We start from the raw sequence: 18,153 nt of genomic DNA, 5'->3' as shown, positions 1-18,153 counted from the left end.
AAAATGGTCTGACCAATTTAACACTTAGTAAATGTGCAATTATTTAAACGTTATATAACAGTGCTAATTAATTTCATCTTGTTTACATTCAAGTAGGAAGGCTATTAGTTTTCTACAAAATAGATTTAATCTTTCATGCTCTTTCAATGTTTTTTGTTTTATTTATTTTTAATAAAATCATATGGTTAAAATTATATGTGTGTAATGTATGTTAATATTAGGCTACATTGAAATTGTTGAATACGTATGCATAAAGTTGTTAATAAAATAAATCTGGCGTTAATATTCATCCTGACAACAAAATTAGCTCGCCTTGTTTAACTATCACTTAAACATTGAACGCGGGTATCACAATATGGGTAACGGGAAAACATTATGTCTATGTTCAAACCAAGTATATTAACTTTGGCATTAACAGCTGCAGGCTTATCAAGCTTTGCTACACAGGCTGCTCAAGAAGATACAATAAAAAAAGATGATGTAGAAGTTATCGAAGTTAAAGGCTTTCGTGGCAGTGTTGTAGAATCAATCAACACAAAACGTTTTTCTACACAGGTTGTAGAATCTATTTCTGCAGAAGATATAGGTAAGCTGCCAGACTCTTCAATTGCTGAATCAATTGCACGTTTACCAGGCTTAACAGCCCAGCGCTTAGATGGCCGAGCAAGTCGTGTCTCTATCCGTGGTTTTGGCGAGAATGAAAGTGGTACTACGTTTAATGGTCGTGAACAAGTATCGATTGGTGATAACCGTGGTGTAGAGTTTGACCTTTACCCGTCAGAAATAATGAGCGGTGTAACTGTTTATAAAACGCCAAATGCAAGTATTGATGCTGAAGGTATTGCCGGTGTTATTAATATGCAAACCGTGCGCCCTTTAAGTAAAGGCGAGCGTGTTGTGCAAGTAAATGGGCAGTATGAGCAAACCAGCTTTGGTAAATTAAATCCAGACGGTAATGATGACGGCTATCGAGGCACTATCTCATACATCGATCAGTTTGCTGACGATACAATTGGTGTTGCATTTGCTTTAAATACAATGAGTTCACCAAATCAAGAAAAACGTTGGAACTCATGGGGCTACCCAGAATTCACCGAAAATGGTAACGATTATTCAATTTTAGGCGGCGCTAAACCATTTGTACGTTCATCAACGCTTGAGCGTGATTCGGCAATGCTAGTACTTGAAGCAGCACCTACAGATAAATTAAACATGACGTTTGATGCGCTATATGTAGATTTTACAGATGAAAAAATTCTACGCGGTATTGAAGTTCCATTTGCATGGGGACAAGGTAGTATTGATGCAAATAGTGTTGTAGTTGATGAAGCATCTGGCTTTATAACTAGTGCAGTAACACAAGGCCAACGTGTAGTAGTTCGAAACGATTATGAAGAACGCGAAGCGGAACTTACAGCTTTTGGTTTTAATACTAAATACGATATTGACGATTCGTGGTCAGTAGAGTTTGATGCAAGTTATTCACAAGTAGACCGTAAAATATGGAGTGTTGAAAGCTATTCAGGCACTGGCCGTGGTGATGCTCGCGGTGTGGCAGATAACTTGGGTTACACATTTAATGGTGGTAACACTGGAGCTACTTTTTCACATGATTTAGATTATAGTGATTATGGTTTAATACAGTTAGGTGGCCCGCTATCGTGGGGTGCAAGCTCTGCACTTAACGATAAATATGGTTTGACTGGTACTGAGTATGAAAACCAAGCGCAAGATGGTTTTATTAATGCACCGACCATTGAAGATGAGCTATCAACATTAAAAATAGCGGCTTCAAAGGTATTAGAAAACGAGTACATAAGTTCTATTGAATTTGGTATGTCCTACAAAGAACGTGAGAAAACAAAAGATTCAGAAGGTTACTTTATGACGTTATCTAGCTTTTCGCTTGATAACCCAGGCATGCTTAATGTGCCAGAACAGTACCGTAACGGAAGTGTTGATTTAGGTTTTATAGGCATGGGCGATATGATCGCTTATGACGTAAATGGCTTAGTTAACGACGGTTATTACGACTTACTGGCAGAGAGCTTAACAAATACAAGTCATGCGACTAAATCGTGGACTGTAAAAGAAGAAATTACTTCTGCATTTGTTCAAGCTAATATTAATGCTGAAGTAAGCGGCCTTGCATTAACGGGTAACGTGGGCGTGCGTTATGTACAAACTGATCAATCATCACAAGGTAATGCATTTAGTACTGTTGATGGTGTGGTTGTTACATCACCTACAAACATAAGTCATGATTACTCGCACGTATTACCTAGCTTAAACTTGTCACTTGCGATTGATGAGCAACAAACGATACGTTTTGGTGCTGCTAAAACAATTTCTCGTGCACGCTTAGATGAAATGAATTCATCAGTTAATGCTTCATATAATCAAACACCTGATGAAAATGGTAACTATTGGTCTGTATCGGGTGGTAACCCAAATTTAGAACCTAAAGAAGCAACCGGCTACGATTTTACTTACGAGAATTACTTTAGCGATGAAGGTTACTTCTCTGCTGCGTTTTTCTATAAAGATTTAACTCAGTGGATTTTTGACGGCACGTACGCAATTGATATGTCGGGCGTAGCAGATCCTTCAACAGGTGAAGTTCCTGCAACATCATCAGGTACAGGCAGCGGTAAAATAAATGGCGGCGGTGGCGATTTATATGGTTACGAGCTTTCACTGGCGTTACCATTTAAGATATTCCACCCATCTCTTGAAGGTTTTGGTTTAATTGCCAGCCATACTGGTATTGAGTCTGATATTGAAGATCAAAACGGTAACGATTACGATCTACCAGGTCTTTCGGATAAAATTCAAAGCTTAACGGTTTACTACGAAATGCATGGTATGCAATTACGTACCAGTATGCGCAAACGCAGTGCCTTTAAAGGTGATGTATATGGTTTAGGTTTTAACACTGAACAAGTTGATATTTTAGGTGAAACTATTTGGGATGTTCAAGCAGGTTATGACTTCTCTGAGGCCGGTATTGAAAGCCTTGAAGGTTTATCTGTTCAGTTTCAAGTACAAAACTTAACTGAAGAACCGTTTACGTCACTTTCTGGCGATAATGCTCTACAAGTACGTGACTACCAAGATTACGGTCGTACTTACTTGTTAGGCTTTAGTTACAAGCTATAATAAAAGTTGTGTGTAGAAGCCCTTGTGATTTGTTTTACAAGGGCTTTTTTATAGCTAGTTTATCAAACTCTGATTAATACCAATTCGCTTAATTAAGTTTATTGAGCGCTGTATTAAAGCGTGGGCAATAATATGAAACCAATAAAACATGTCGTAATTGCAGGCGGTGGTACCGCAGGGTGGATAACAGCAGCACTGCTTAATAAAGTGTTAGATAAAGTAATTAATATCACACTAATAGAATCATCAGCTATTGGTACGGTAGGAGTGGGTGAAGCAACGATACCGCCCATTATGCAACTTAATAAAGCGCTGGGTATAAACGAGCAAGATTTTATTAATGCCACTAATGCTTCAATAAAATTAGGTATAGAGTTCGAAAACTGGAAAACGCCAGGGCATAGCTACATGCATGCGTTTGGCTCGTTTGGTAAAGACTTTCCTTTTTGTGATTTTTATAACTTTTGGTTAAAAGGCCAAATTACGGGCTACGAAGACGACTTATGGGATTTTTCACTCAATTACCAAGCGGCTAAACAGCATAAATTTGCGCCCCTCAATACAATTCCTAATACCCAACTACCTGGGCTGAGTTACGCATATCATTTTGATGCGACGCTTTACGCTGAATACTTAAAAAAGTTGGCTATATCGCGCGGTGTTAAACACATAGATGCAAAAATAAGCCATGTTGAACAATGCGATACAGGCAATGTTAAAAGCCTAGCACTGGATAACGACAGTCAAATTAGTGGGGATTTATTTATAGATTGCACCGGGCTGCGTGCACTATTAATTGAACAAACACTAAATACAGGGTTTATTGATTGGTCTCATTACTTACCATGCGATAGTGCAGTAGCCGTACAAACAAAAAGTACTCATGAGCTTAAGCCCTATACGCGATCTATTGCACATAGTGCTGGTTGGCAATGGCAGATACCACTGCAAAATCGTATTGGTAATGGCCTTGTTTATTGCAGTAGATACTTGTCAGATGATGATGCTAAGCAGTTACTGCTAAAAAGCGTATCCGCTGAGCCAATTACAGAGCCCCGTATTATAAAATTCAAAACAGGTCGGCGTTTAAAGCAATGGCATAAAAATGTGGTGTCGGTTGGCCTCTCAAGTGGTTTTTTAGAGCCGCTAGAGTCAACCAGTATTCATTTAATTCAAACTGCGGTTACGCGTTTAATTAAGCTATTTCCACACAACGGTATTAGCGATGCGTTAGTAACGGAGTTTAATAAACAAAGCGTTATTGAATTAGAACACATACGTGATTTTATTATTTTGCATTATAAACTCACCGAGCGAGAAGACTCCCCGTTTTGGCGTCAATGCATGCAAATGGATATACCAAATTCCCTTACCCATAAACTGAATTTATTTAAACACACAGGCAAAGTAATACGTGAAGATGATGAACTATTCGCCGAAGTTGCTTGGCAGCAAGTCATGATAGGGCAAGGGTTTATCCCTGATGACTATAACAGTATTGTTGATTCACTAAGTGATGATCAACTGAGCGATTTATTCTCTACTTTAAAAACGTTGATCAGCTCAACTGTAACGCAGTTACCAACTCACCAGAATTTTTTAGCCAGCATTAAAAAGGTATAACAATGCGATTTTTAAACACACTTTTACTAGTAAGCGCATGTAGCTTACCAAGCTTTAGTTATGCACTTAATGTAGAGCCTGCCAATTGGTGGGTAGGCATGAATAAAAATAACATTACAGTACTCGTGCATGAGCAAAATATAGCTAACGAAGAATTTAAATTAGATAAGTATAAAGGGGTTGAACTTAATAACGTAACACGTACCGACAACCCTAATTATGCTTTCCTTCATTTAAATATTAGCGATAACGCCAAAGCAGGAACGCTCAAGTTTAACAGCACTAATACAGCGCATAGCTTTGAGTTTCCTTTATTTACTCGAGATAAAAATAGCGCGCAACGCCAAGGTTTCACAAGTGCAGATGCTTTATATTTAATTAACCCAGATCGCTTTGTAAATGGCGACTCCACAAATGACACCGTTAAAAGCATGCTAGAAGCTGCAAATCCAGGCTTTAAAGGCGGGCGACATGGAGGGGATATTCAAGGTGTTATTAACGCATTACCGTATTTAAATAATTTAGGTGTAACACAGCTTTGGCTTACTCCAGTGCTTGAAAACAACATGCCTGATTACTCTTATCATGGTTACGCGATTACAGACTTTTACAACGTTGATCCGCGAATGGGATCGAATAACCTATACAAAACGTTATCAATAAAGGCTAAAGAGCAGGGCATTGGGCTTGTTATGGATATGGTGCTTAATCACTTTGGTGCTGAGCACCCGTGGATGAAGGATAAACCAACTCAAGATTGGATTAACTTTAATGGGCAGTTTGAAAATGGCAAAAATGCCACAAGCCATGCGCGCCAAACAATTCAAGATCCACACGCAAGTAACTACGATAAACGCCAGTTTAGCGATGGTTGGTTTGTCGCTAGCATGCCCGATTTAAACCAGCGCCAACCATTATTAAATGAGTATTTAATTCAAAATGCAATTTGGTGGATTGAATACGCAGATTTAAGCGGTATTCGTGTAGATACCTATTCTTATTCAGACAAAGTATTTTTAAGTGATTGGACCAAGGCCATTATGGATGAATACCCACACTTTAATATTGTTGGCGAAGAGTGGACTTCAAACCCTGCAATAGCGTCGTATTGGCAGCGCGGTAAAGTAAATCAAGATGGGTATGTGTCAAGCTTACCCAGTGTGATGGACTTTTCGTTGCAAGAGGCGGTAATTCGAGCTTTAAATGAAGACGAGGGTTGGAGCACAGGCTGGGTTAAAGTATATCAGTCATTAGCTAACGATTTTTTATACCCAGACACCAATAACATTATGGTGTTTGCTGATAACCACGATATGAGCCGTGTATATACGGAGCTTGGGCAAGACTTAGCTAAAACTAAAATGGCGATGACTTTGTTTTTAACAACGCGCGGCATTGCTCAAATATATTATGGAACCGAAATATTATTGGATAATACGCCGAGTAAAGATCATGGTGATATACGCATTGATTTTCCTGGTGGGTTCAAAAATCAAAACGCTAATGCGTTTACTGGAGTCGGGTTAAGTAAAGATCAGCGCGATATGCACGAAACTATAAGCACGCTACTTAACTTTAGAAATCAAAGCCCGGCGCTTGCAAAGGGTAAGCTCGTTCATTTCAGTCCGAACAATGGTGTTTATAGTTATGCTCGCGTTAGTGATACGCAAACAGTATTAGTTTTTATGAATAAAAACAAAGTAACACAAAAGCATAATCTTGATTACATGCAAGAAGTTATACCAAAAAATGCCAAAGCGCAGGCATTATTCACACAACACACTTTTAAACTAACTAACAGTATTAACTTAGAGCCAATGGCTGCTACGGTATTAGTGATTAATACGCCGTGAATGTTTAAGTGAATACGTATGCAGCAACTGTATGCTTGCTGCAGATATCTTTAGTATAAAGCTATAACACTACTGACAAAAAGACACACAATGAAAAAATCAGTTTATGTACCCGCATTACTGTGTAGCGCACTTATAACAAGTGCATGCTCAGACAATAATGAAACCGAACAACAGCAAGCCCCTAAACAGGCGCAAAATGAGTTAACAAAGCCTGTTGTATACCAAGTATTTACACGCTTATTTGGTAACACACAGACCGCGAATGTGCCCTGGGGTACAAAAGAGCAAAATGGCGTAGGTAAATTTGCCGACTTTAACGATGCTGCACTTAAAGGTATTAAAGAATTGGGTACGACCCATATTTGGTATACCGGTGTTTTACATCATGCGCTAGTGGGCGATTATACCGAGTATGGGATTACGCAAGACGACCCTGATGTAGTTAAAGGCCGTGCAGGTTCACCTTATGCAATAAAAGATTACTACGACGTAAACCCAGATTTAGCCATAAATGTGACCAATAGAATGGGTGAGTTTAGTGATCTGATTGAACGCACTCATAAGCATGGCATGAAAGTGGTTATAGATATTGTACCTAACCATGTGGCTCGTAATTATAAATCAGTAGCAAAACCCAAAGGAATAAAAGACTTTGGTGAACAAGACGACACCAGCAAAGAGTACGATAAAAATAATAACTTTTATTATGTACCAGGTCAGTCTTTTCAGGTTCCAACATCACAAAGCTATACAATTTTAGGAGGTAATACTCACCCTTTAGCTGACGGTTTTTTTGATGAAACGCCAGCAAAATGGACGGGGAATGGTGCGCGTGCACCCAAGCCAGATATTAACGATTGGTACGAAACCGTAAGAGTGAATTACGGCGTTAAGCCTGATGGCAGCTATGACTTTCCTGTATTACCTAAAGAGCTAGAAAACCAAGATTATCGCGCTCATTATGCGTTTTGGCAAAATAAAGAGCTTCCTAATAGTTGGTATAAATTTAGAGACATCACTTTGTACTGGCTTGATAAAGGCGTAGATGGCTTTAGGTACGATATGGCCGAAATGGTGCCGGTTGAATTTTGGAGCTTTTTAAATTCATCAATAAAAATGCAAAAGCCCGATGCGTTTTTATTGGCTGAAGTTTACAACCCACAAATGTACCGTGCTTATATCCATCAAGGTAAAATGGACTATTTATACGATAAGGTTGGTTTTTACGATACGTTAAAAGCAATTATGCAAAGTAAGCAGCCTGCAAACACTATTTTTGATGCCCAAAGCCAAGTGGTTGATATTGAAGCGCACATGCTGCACTTTTTAGAAAATCACGACGAACAACGCATTGCGAGCCCTGATTTTGCAGGTGATGCACGCTGGGGGAAACCAGCAATGGTAGTTTCTAGCTTAATGAGTCGCGCACCTACTTTATTATATTTTGCCCAAGATGTGGGGGAGGACGGATCAGAAAACGCAGGTTTTGGCACATCTACTCGCACCAGCATTTTTGACTATATTGGTGTACCAGCGCATCAAGCATGGATGAACAACGGAAAATTCGACGGCGCTAACTTATCGAGCGAGCAAGCATCACTTCGTGATTATTATAAATCAATAATGGCTCTTAATCGTTTACCCGCTGTTGTAGGTGGAACCATGTCAGAGCTTTCACTTAGCAATAGCGAACGCGTTGTTGGTTTTGTACGCTCGCTGGGACAGCAATCTGTTTATGTTTTTAGTAATTTTAGTGAGGAGCCACAAACGGTATTAATTAATTTAACACCAGAGCAAGCAAATACCTTTGAGCGAAATAAACCGCTACACGACTTACTTGAACAAAACACGGTAAAGATCATCACTGACAAAGAAGTTACAAAGCTTATGCTTTCGCTAGATGCATTTAGTAGCGCAGTTTTAACTAATAAGGCTAATCATGAATAATCAAAATAATAATTATGACAGCAACAAACCAAATCTAAGTTTTTGGCAAATATGGAATATGTGCTTTGGCTTTTTAGGTATTCAATTTGGTTTTGCACTACAAAACGGCAATGTGAGCCGTATTTTTCAAACCTTAGGCGCACAAGTTGATGATATTCCTATTTTATGGGTTGCAGCACCGCTAACGGGCTTAATAGTGCAACCAATAATTGGTTATTGGAGTGATAAAACATGGGGGCGTTTTGGTCGTCGTCGTCCATTTTTTTTCATAGGGGCGGTACTTACTACTATCTCACTCTTTATCATGCCGCATTCACCAACCCTTTGGATTGCTGCAGGTATGTTGTGGATTATGGATGCATCAATCAACGTCACTATGGAACCTTTTAGAGCACTTGTAGGCGATAACCTGCCAGAAAAACAACGTGCTACGGGCTATGGCTTGCAAAGCTTTTTTATTGGTATTGGTGCGGTATTAGCCTCAGCGCTACCATGGATGATGACCAATTGGTTTGACGTAAGTAATACCGCTGCGCCAGGGCAAATCCCTGAATCTGTTAAATATTCATTTTATTGGGGTGGGGTGGTGTTACTTGTTGCAGTTCTCTGGACAGTTATGCGAACTAAAGAATATAGCCCTGAGCAATTAGCTGCTTTTGAAAACCACACTGCCAAACCGACTAACACCGCATTAGTAGATATCAACTTCAATAAAGGTGCCATTATTTTTGTGGTGCTAGGTTTAGCAACCCTTGCATTAGTAATGGGTTTATCGCTTGAAAAAGAGTTATACCTACTTGCTGGTGGCTTACTAGCGTTTGGTATTGTGCAGTGGATAGCAAGCGCATTAAAGGCTGCTAACAAAATACAAGGCGGTTTTTACCAAGTAGTACAAGATGTATTTACCATGCCAGAGGCAATGAAGCAGCTTGCTTGGGTGCAGTTTTTTAGCTGGTTTACGTTATTTGCTATGTGGATATACACCACAGCCGCAGTAACAAGCTTTCATTACGGCAGCAGTGATGCAACAAGTAAAGCCTTTAACGATGGGGCTGATTGGGTTGGTATTTTATTTGCAGCTTACAATGGCTTTGCGGCTATTGCCGCTATGTGTATTCCATTTTTAGTTAAAAAAATGGGCTTAAAAGGCGCACATTGCTTTAACTTATTACTAGGCGCATTGGGCCTTGCGAGCTTTATGTTTATAACAGATCCAAAAATGCTCCTTATTCCAATGATAGGCGTTGGCTTTGCATGGGCTTCTATTTTATCGCTTCCTTATGCAATGTTAAGCAATGCATTACCGAGTAATAAAATGGGCGTGTATATGGGTATTTTTAACTTCTTTATTGTTATACCGCAATTGCTTGCCGCTAGTATTTTAGGACTTATTTTACGCCACGTATTTTCTAACCAGCCTATTTACGCATTATTAATTGGTGCTGCATCATTCGTTGTTGCTGCGATTGCTGTAATGCGCGTTAAAAATTCAAACTAAGGGTCACACAATGAAAAAATATAACCTTATTACTACCGCTCTTTTAACTTTGGGCTTAACAGCCTGTGGTGCACAAAATACGAATAACGAAAATATTGACGCTACAGTTTCAGCCGCTCCTGGCGCACCAGGTGCTGAACCATTTTGGGCTTACGCGGGTAAAACCGGAATTGGTACTTCTTTTGAGCAATACCAAAACGGCCAATATAATAACAACGCTGCGACAGGTGAAGTATCAAAAGTATGGTTTTCAATTGCCAAAGGTATGATCACCGAAACTATGTTTGGACTCATTCACCAAGCTCAAATTAAAGATATGCAGTTTGTAGTAACCGGTAAAGATTTTACAGTCACTGAAGCTGACGACTTAGACGTTACAATTGATTACTTACATAAAGACGATAAAGGCAGACCACTATCGCTTGCTTACAAAGTAACAAGTACAGATAAGAAAGGGCGTTTTACCCTCGAAAAACACATATTCACCGACCCTGACGGACAAACATTGTTTGTACGCAGTATTTTTAATACATCACTTAAAGGCGTGAAAGCGTATGTTGCTGTTAACCCTTATATAAACAACAACGGCTTAGGTGATTTTGCAAAAACCTCTGAGCAAGGCTTAGTAGCATGGGAAGATGATAATTTTTTAACGTTGCAATCATCTACGCCATTCAAAATGCAAAGTGTAGGCTTTACAGGTGTGAGCGATGGCATCACCTCACTTAAAAAACAACACACACTAAGCAAAAAATATTCAAACACAGGCGATAAGGCCGGTAACGTCACTCTGCTGGCAGAGCTTGGTAATATCGATAGTAATACCACATTTGATTTAGCACTAAGCTTTGGTAAAACGCAGCAACAAAGCCAGCAACAAGGTGCACAGAGCTTATATAAAGGTTATCAAAATGTGCTTGATGCCTACAACGGTAAAGGTGAATCGCTAGGCTGGGAAGATTATTTACAAAGCCTTGAGCCATTAAATACAATGGTTAAGCAAACAGCCGATGAAGGTAAACTACTTTATACCAGTGCAATGGTACTAAAAGCGCAAGAAGACAAAACTAATGCAGGTGCGCTCATTGCCTCACTTTCTAATCCTTGGGGTGAAACTGTTTCAGCCAAAGAGGGTTCTACTGGTTACAAAGCGGTATGGGTTCGTGACTTTTATCAAGTAGCGATGGCATTTATGGCCTTAGGCGATACAGCGACTGCAAAAACGGCCTTCGAATACCTTGAAAAAGTACAAGTTACTAACAAAACTCCCGGTAACAATGGTGATACTGGATGGTTTTTACAAAAAACACATGTTGATGGTGAACTTGAATGGGTAGGGGTACAGCTAGATCAAACGGCTATGCCGATTATGCTTGCGTGGAAGTTACATCAAGCAAACGTACTAAGTGATAACGAACTTAAAGATTGGTACGCACGCATGCTAAAACCGGCAGCTGACTTTTTAGTTGATGGCGGAAGAGCTAAAATTTTATGGAACGACATGCAAATCACTCCACCCGCAACACAGCAAGAGCGCTGGGAAGAGCAAAGTGGTTATTCTCCCTCTACAACGGCTGCCGTTGTTGCTGGCCTTATAACAGCCAGTGACATAGCAACACTCAGTGGTGATACTCAAAATGCAGATCGTTATTTAGCAACGGCTAAAAAGTACAACAGTGATATAGAATCGCAAATGTTTACCACCGAAGGTAATTTAAAAGGTGATAGCACCGATGGCGAGTATTTTATTCGTATAGGTCAAGACACCGACGCTAACTCTAATACTAAAATTAACGCCAACAATGGCCGTGAAGGTTTTAACAAAAAGCAGATTTTAGACGGTGGTTTTTTAGAATTAGTCCGCTATGGAGTAAGAAGTGCCAACGATTCAAGTATAGTTAAAACCCTGCCTGAGTATGACGACGAAACGCTTGAAGATAACTTACAAGTTAAATACAGCTTTAACTTTACCGATGGTAGCGGCACATTTGTAGGCTATCGCCGTTATGGCAACGACGGTTACGGCGAAGATGTAACCACAGGTACTAATTACGCCGAAAGCGGGAGCAACACGCCAGGCCAACGTGGTCGTGTATGGCCATTTTTTACAGGCGAACGCGGACACTATGAAATAGCGGCCGCAAACGCAAATAATACGCTAGATGATGCAAAACAAGCGGACATTAAAAATAGTTACGTAAAAGGGCTAGAGCAATTTGCTAATAGCGGAATGATGCTACCTGAGCAAGTATGGGATGGCGTGGGTGTAAATAAAGCAGGTTATGCGTTAGGCGAGGGTACAAACTCAGCAACACCTCTAGCTTGGACACATGCAGAATACATTAAGCTTGTACGCTCACTCAGTGATAAACAAGTTTGGGATTATTACCCGGTGGTTGCCGAATCGCTTAAAGATTAATATAAAGCATGCAGCAGTTATTAAAAAAAGGCTTCTAAATAAATTTAGAAGCCTTTTTATTATGTTGAAGTCTTATTAGGATATTTGATTTTTAACTGCTACTTTTTCGAGAAATTAATACAGGTGGAAGTAAGGTACTTTGCACTTCTTCACCACGTATCAGTTTTAATAAGTTCTCTACAAGCATTTGCCCAGCAACAGTGGTGTTTTGCTCTATCGTCGTCAGCGGTGGATTTACATAACTAGCAATGGCTATATTATCAAAGCCGACTACCGCAACATCTTTTGGCACGTTAATATTTGCTTCTTTAAGTGCACGTATAGCCCCAATAGCAATTAAGTCACTTGCAGCAAATAATGCGTTAAATTTAATATTATTAGCGATAAGAGAACGAGTGGCGTGATACCCCGATTCTTCAGTAGATATAGCATTAGCCATCTTACGTTCGTTTATTTTTACGTTGTTAGCTAATAGCTCATCTTTAAAACCCTGAAAGCGACTAAAGAATTCAGGGCTATGATCAGATGCATCACCAATAAAAGCGCAATCAGTTCTGCTGTGAGCAATAAAGTGCTCAGCGGCGAGCTTACCGCCACCGTAGTTATCACAACAAACAGTTAAATCTGGGCGATTATCTACCGTTGCCCCCCAACAAACAAACTTAGTGTTTTGTTCAAGTAAGGTATTAAATTTTGGTTGGTAATCAATGTAATCGCCATAACCGAGTAAAATAATACCATCGGCTCTGTGACTGTCTTCATAGTCTGCTTGCCAATCAGCACTGGCCGATTGAAATGATACTAATAAATCGTAACCTTCTTTAGCGCAAGCACGGGTAATGCTGCCAAGCATGGCTAAAAAGAAAGGATTAATTTGTGACTCATCAGAAGTAGGGTCTTCGAAAAGAAGTAATGCAAGTGTGCTGCTTTGTTGTGTACGCAAGTTGCTGGCATTTTTATCAACTTTATAATTAAGCTTTTTAGCTATATCGAAAACACGCTTACGTGTTTCTTCATTAACAAGATGGCTGTTACGTAAAGCGCGAGATACAGTTGATTGAGATACCCCTGCATAGTGGGCAATATCAAATGAGGTGGCTTTACCTTTCATTGTTACAACTTAATTAATTTGATAAATAATTGTGTCATTTTCGGTTATTAATGAATAATTTCAAGCTTTTTGTGAATTAACGTATATTTTTATTGATAAACGGCTGACACCGGTGTCATAATATAAATGTTTTATCATTTTGTTGTCAAAACGTATTCGCTGTTTATATATTTTATAGGCAGCATTTTTTACTGTGATAGCTACTTTGAGGTGATAGCTCAAAGTATAAATAACAATGGTATACCATTGTAAAATAATAAGCACGAGTCGCTTAACAAAAGAGATAATACTATGAGCCTAAACTCTTCTGCCCAATTTGATCCCATCCTAGTTGCTGATGTTGGCGGCACCAATGCCCGCTTTGCTTTAATAACTGCTTTTAATGAACATACTAACCAATTTGTAATAGAGCACATTAATATTTTTCCTAGTGCTAATTTTGGTTCACTTGAAAGTGCGCTTGAGCAATATTTACAAACAGTCTCGCATATTACACCTAAACGCGCATGTTTAGCCGTTGCAGGTCCAATAAAAGCTGGGCAGGTACATCTAACCAATTTAGGTTGGCATTTTAGTGTTAGTGAATTTAAAACTCATTTTGATTTACAGCAACTAGAGGTCATTAACGATTTTGCTGCCTTTGCATATGCGGCTCCTTACTTAGATCCTAAACAAAATGTCATTGTTAAATCAGGTCAAGCTGATGATAATGCTAATATTGGTGTTATAGGTCCAGGTACTGGTTTTGGTGCCGCGTGCTTAGTTAGAACGTCGCAATCTACCGCTGTTTTAAGTTCAGAAGGGGGGCATATGTCGCTTGCACCTGTTAATGAACTCGATACTTTACTATTAAATGAATTACGTAAAGATCATCCCCATGTTTCTATCGAAACTGTATTTTCAGGCCCTGGCATAACGCATTTATACAAAGCGATGTCTGCGGTTAAGGGTGTAACAGCTAAAAATTTAGATGCTGCGCAAATAAGTAGTCTAGCAAATAGCGGTGAATGTGCTGTGTGCGATGCAACGCTTAATCAATTTTGTGATTGGATCGGCAGTGTAGCTGGCGATTTAGCCGTTGTTTACGGCGCTTTAGGCGGACTATTTATTGGCGGTGGAATACTGCCTCGTATGCAAGCAAGACTTCTTGAGAGTCGTTTTGTTGAACGATTTTCGCAAAAGGGTATTATGTCGCAATACGCAGGGCAAATTCCTGTAACACTTGTAACACAAGATAATATTCCACTAATTGGTGCCGCAGCGTGTTTGCACAACAGCAAATAAGGAGCTTTCCTTGTTCGCATTTGGAAAAATAGAGTGATGAAAAAAGTAACAATAAACAGTGTGGCAAGTCATGCTGGTGTTTCTAAAAAAACCGTATCACGCGTTTTAAATAACGAGCCTAATGTTAGTGCTGCAACCCGAGAAAAGGTGCTTGCGGTATTTAAAGAACTCGATTACACCCCAAATCCAATTGCACGAGGCCTTGCACAAAATCGTAGCTTTATTATTGGGTGTCTTTACGATAACCCAAGTAAAAGCTACATTACTCGCGTGCAAACGGGTGCTTTAGAAGCATGCAAAGAAAATAACTATAATTTATTGATACACCCTTGTGAGTTTCGTGGTGAAGCCCTTATAAATAATATTGAGCAATTACTACAGACTTCTCGATTAGATGGCATTGTGCTAACACCTCCTTTTGGTGATTTTGCTGAGCTTGTTGCTTTTTTAAAATCTAAAAAAATTCCTTACGCAAGAGTTGCGTCAGCTTTACTTCAAGATGATTCTATTTCAGTTCGTAGTAATGATGAACAAGGCGCATTTGAAATTACTGAGCATCTAATTAGCCTTGGGCATAAATCTATAGCGTTTATTAAAGGGCACCCAGATCACAGTGCCACGCAACAACGCTTTAAAGGCTACAGGCGTTCACTTGCAAGCCATGGAATAGAGTTTGATGGGCGCTTAGTTGAGGAGGGTAACTTTAGTTATCACTCAGGTGTAGATAGTGCACGCAGTATTTTAGATTTGTCTCCTAGGCCAACAGCTGTATTTGCATCAAACGATTACATGGCGGCAGCGGTATTAAAATTAGCTACCCAGCGCCAATTAAAAGTGCCTGATGACATTTCAATAGCCGGCTTTGATAATGCACCCATTGCACGTCATATTTGGCCTGGTTTAACGACTATTGCACAGCCCGTTGAAGAGATGACTAAACAAGCCGTAACTCAACTTATTTCACACATAGCTCAACCGCAAGAACAGCCGTATCAGGTAACGCTTGAGTCACGCTTGATTACACGCGAGTCTACCTCTGCGATAAAATAGTGAGTTAAAAACACTTTCACAGTAGCCCGAATATGAGTGACGCTTATTCGGGCTTTTTTTTGCTCTGAACTTGCTAAAATATACTTTGTGCCTAAAAATCAATTAGGTCATTATTCGGTCATGTTAAAATATTAAACTATTTTTGTTACCCGGGGTTGACACCGGTGTCATTGCTATGCGTTAATACAGTGACACCGGTGTCAGGGCTGTTGTGAGAGGCTCCCTGGTAGCGTACCTTTGAACGGGTAAATCAAAGATGCTCAGTACAGTTATTTACGTGGAGTCTGTAGTTGCTACTGAGCCTTTATCCTCTAACTAATAGAGATGAGTTAAATTATGTTACATCCTCGTATTCAAGAAGTTACCCAGCGCGTTATCGAACGCAGTAAAAATACCCGTCAAGATTATTTAGAACGTATTTCGCACGCAAAAAAACAAACAAGAGTTCGTGCCGGTTTAGGTTGCGGAAATATAGCCCATGTTATGGCTGCATGTAGCAGTGATGACAAAGCGCGCTTAAAGGCTGATGAGCAGCCAAATCTTGCTATTATCAACTCATATAACGATATGCTATCGGCTCATGTGCCATACAAAGACTACCCAGATTTAATTAAAGACATTGCTACCAAATACGATGCTACAGCACAAGTTGCTGGTGGCGTTCCTGCAATGTGTGATGGTGTTACGCAAGGGCGTGACGGCATGGAACTTTCGCTTTTTTCTCGTGATGTAATTGCTATGTCTACGGCAATATCGCTTTCACACGATGTGTTTGATGGCGTTTTTTGTTTAGGCGTTTGCGACAAAATCGTCCCGGGTTTATTAATTGGTGCATTGTCGTTTGGTCATTTACCTGTGTTCTTTTTACCAGCAGGTCCAATGCAATCAGGTATTCCTAATAAAGAAAAAGCACGTATTCGTCAAAAATTTGCACAAGGTCTAGTAAGTCGCGAAGACTTATTAGAGGCTGAAAGCGCGTCTTACCACAGCGCAGGTACTTGTACGTTTTACGGTACTGCAAACTCAAACCAAATGTTAATGGAAATAATGGGCTTACACCTTCCAGGTAGTTCGTTTATTAATCCTTACACTGAGCTTCGCGATGGTCTTACAGGTAATGCTGTAGAAACTATGCTTAAGCAGCTTACAGATGATAAAGAAAGCCCGTGTTTAGCCGATGTGATCAGCGAAAAAACGATTATAAACGGTTTAGTAGGCCTGCTTTCTACAGGTGGTTCTACTAACCATGCAATTCATATTGTTGCGATAGCAAAAGCGGCGGGCATTCAGGTTACGTGGAAAGATATGTCTGATTTATCAGAAGTTGTACCACTACTTACACGTATTTACCCTAACGGCTCTGCAGATGTAAACCACTTCCAAGCAGCCGGCGGTATGGGTTTCTTAATGCGAGAGCTAGCAAGCGCTGGTTACTTACACACAGATGTTAAAACAATGCTAGGCGATGGTTTAGCACCTTACATGACAGAACCTCGTTTGGATAAAGACGATAGCCTGATCATGAGCAACTCAACCGGCCCAACTAAAGTTAAATGGGTAGATTGCCCAGCAAACTCACATGATGAAGAAGTACTTCGCCCAGTGAGTAACCCTTTTAGTAAGCAAGGTGGTCTGCAACTTCTAACGGGTAACTTAGGTAAAGCTGTTATTAAAGTGTCAGCTGTTGCTATCGAACATCAGGTTGTTACTGCTCCTGCAAAAGTATTTAGCTCACAAAGTGCTCTGCAAGATGCATACACGCGTGGCGAATTAAACCAAGACTTTATTGCCGTGCTAAAAGAGCAAGGCCCTAAAGCGAAAGGTATGCCAGAGCTACATAAATTAACGCCAGTAATGGCAACGCTTCAAGATGAAGGTTTTAAAGTAGCCATTGTTACTGACGGTCGTATGTCGGGTGCATCAGGTAAAGTACCAGCTGCTATTCACTTAGCACCAGAGGCAGTAGAAGGCGGCATTATTGCTAAAATCCGAGAAGGTGATTTAGTGACACTTGATGCGCCAAACGGAATATTAAAAGTACACGTTAGCGACGAAGAACTTGCTAAACGTGAAGCAGAACTTAGCCTGCCAAGTGCAACATTTGGTACAGGTCGCGAATTATTTACTGGATTTAGAAATATCGTAAGCAGTGCCGATTTAGGCGCGAGTGCTTTTGGACTTGAATAAATATTAGCCATACTGGGTA

General features: G+C 39.9%; 10 protein-coding genes. 9 read left to right on the top strand and 1 reads right to left on the bottom strand.

The features are described 5' to 3' along the window. Window positions 1–375 precede the first annotated feature (375 nt). From AAEY68_RS03310 to AAEY68_RS03285, 6 genes are all read left to right on the top strand, one after another. The gene (locus AAEY68_RS03310; protein ID WP_350585462.1) at window positions 376–3,159 is read left to right on the top strand and encodes a TonB-dependent receptor; all 2,784 of its coding nucleotides are present in this window, start codon (window positions 376–378) and stop codon (window positions 3,157–3,159) included. Window positions 3,160–3,291: 132 nt separating this feature from the next. Then, a complete protein-coding gene (locus AAEY68_RS03305; RefSeq protein ID WP_350585461.1) occupies window positions 3,292–4,782 on the top strand; it encodes a tryptophan halogenase family protein in 1,491 nt (496 codons plus the stop codon). A gap of 2 nt (window positions 4,783–4,784) precedes the next feature. Further along, window positions 4,785–6,635 (top strand): glycoside hydrolase family 13 protein, encoded by a 1,851-nt coding sequence (locus tag AAEY68_RS03300; protein ID WP_350585460.1) that lies wholly within the window; start codon window positions 4,785–4,787, stop codon window positions 6,633–6,635. Between the two features lie 90 nt (window positions 6,636–6,725). After that, window positions 6,726–8,585, top strand: coding sequence for an alpha-amylase family glycosyl hydrolase (locus AAEY68_RS03295; protein WP_350585459.1), 1,860 nt, complete (start codon window positions 6,726–6,728; stop codon window positions 8,583–8,585). Beyond that, window positions 8,578–10,083, top strand: coding sequence for an MFS transporter (locus AAEY68_RS03290; protein WP_010555040.1), 1,506 nt, complete (start codon window positions 8,578–8,580; stop codon window positions 10,081–10,083). Before AAEY68_RS03295 ends, AAEY68_RS03290 begins: the two co-directional genes overlap by 8 nt. Before the next feature lie 10 nt (window positions 10,084–10,093). Further along, entirely contained in the window at window positions 10,094–12,502 is a 2,409-nt protein-coding gene (locus AAEY68_RS03285; RefSeq protein WP_350585458.1) for a glucan 1,4-alpha-glucosidase, read from the top strand. A 91-nt stretch (window positions 12,503–12,593) separates the two neighbouring features. On the opposite strand, the gene AAEY68_RS03280 is transcribed toward AAEY68_RS03285, so the two are convergent. Beyond that, on the bottom strand, window positions 12,594–13,613 hold the full coding sequence (locus tag AAEY68_RS03280) for a LacI family DNA-binding transcriptional regulator (RefSeq protein ID WP_165735095.1): 1,020 nt from the start codon (window positions 13,611–13,613) through the stop codon (window positions 12,594–12,596). Window positions 13,614–13,904: 291 nt separating this feature from the next. Here AAEY68_RS03280 and glk point away from each other — a divergent pair, with 291 nt between their 5' ends. From glk to edd, 3 genes are all read left to right on the top strand, one after another. Then, window positions 13,905–14,897: a glucokinase gene (gene glk / locus AAEY68_RS03275; RefSeq protein ID WP_350585457.1), complete on the top strand. Its 993-nt coding sequence runs from the start codon at window positions 13,905–13,907 to the stop codon at window positions 14,895–14,897. 36 nt (window positions 14,898–14,933) lie between these two features. Continuing rightward, window positions 14,934–15,947, top strand: coding sequence for a LacI family DNA-binding transcriptional regulator (locus AAEY68_RS03270; protein WP_350585456.1), 1,014 nt, complete (start codon window positions 14,934–14,936; stop codon window positions 15,945–15,947). Between the two features lie 336 nt (window positions 15,948–16,283). Then, the gene (gene edd, locus AAEY68_RS03265) at window positions 16,284–18,134 is read left to right on the top strand and encodes a phosphogluconate dehydratase (RefSeq protein WP_007582619.1); all 1,851 of its coding nucleotides are present in this window, start codon (window positions 16,284–16,286) and stop codon (window positions 18,132–18,134) included. The last annotated feature ends 19 nt before the right edge of the window (window positions 18,135–18,153 follow it).

Source organism: Pseudoalteromonas sp. RB2-MNA-CIBAN-0110 (assembly GCF_040309305.1).
Classification (GTDB): Bacteria; Pseudomonadota; Gammaproteobacteria; order Enterobacterales; family Alteromonadaceae; genus Pseudoalteromonas; species Pseudoalteromonas arctica.
Note: the sequence above shows the minus strand (reverse complement) of the source record. Positions and strands in the feature narration are given on the sequence as shown.

What these genes read in the sequence shown, in the direction of transcription:
- AAEY68_RS03310 (WP_350585462.1), top strand. Translation starts at nt 376, where the DNA reads ATGTCTATGTTCAAACCAAGTATATTAACTTTGGCATTAACAGCTGCA.
- AAEY68_RS03305 (WP_350585461.1), top strand. Translation starts at nt 3,292, where the DNA reads ATGAAACCAATAAAACATGTCGTAATTGCAGGCGGTGGTACCGCAGGG.
- AAEY68_RS03300 (WP_350585460.1), top strand. Translation starts at nt 4,785, where the DNA reads ATGCGATTTTTAAACACACTTTTACTAGTAAGCGCATGTAGCTTACCA.
- AAEY68_RS03295 (WP_350585459.1), top strand. Translation starts at nt 6,726, where the DNA reads ATGAAAAAATCAGTTTATGTACCCGCATTACTGTGTAGCGCACTTATA.
- AAEY68_RS03290 (WP_010555040.1), top strand. Translation starts at nt 8,578, where the DNA reads ATGAATAATCAAAATAATAATTATGACAGCAACAAACCAAATCTAAGT.
- AAEY68_RS03285 (WP_350585458.1), top strand. Translation starts at nt 10,094, where the DNA reads ATGAAAAAATATAACCTTATTACTACCGCTCTTTTAACTTTGGGCTTA.
- AAEY68_RS03280 (WP_165735095.1), bottom strand. Translation starts at nt 13,613, where the DNA reads ATGAAAGGTAAAGCCACCTCATTTGATATTGCCCACTATGCAGGGGTA.
- glk (WP_350585457.1), top strand. Translation starts at nt 13,905, where the DNA reads ATGAGCCTAAACTCTTCTGCCCAATTTGATCCCATCCTAGTTGCTGAT.
- AAEY68_RS03270 (WP_350585456.1), top strand. Translation starts at nt 14,934, where the DNA reads ATGAAAAAAGTAACAATAAACAGTGTGGCAAGTCATGCTGGTGTTTCT.
- edd (WP_007582619.1), top strand. Translation starts at nt 16,284, where the DNA reads ATGTTACATCCTCGTATTCAAGAAGTTACCCAGCGCGTTATCGAACGC.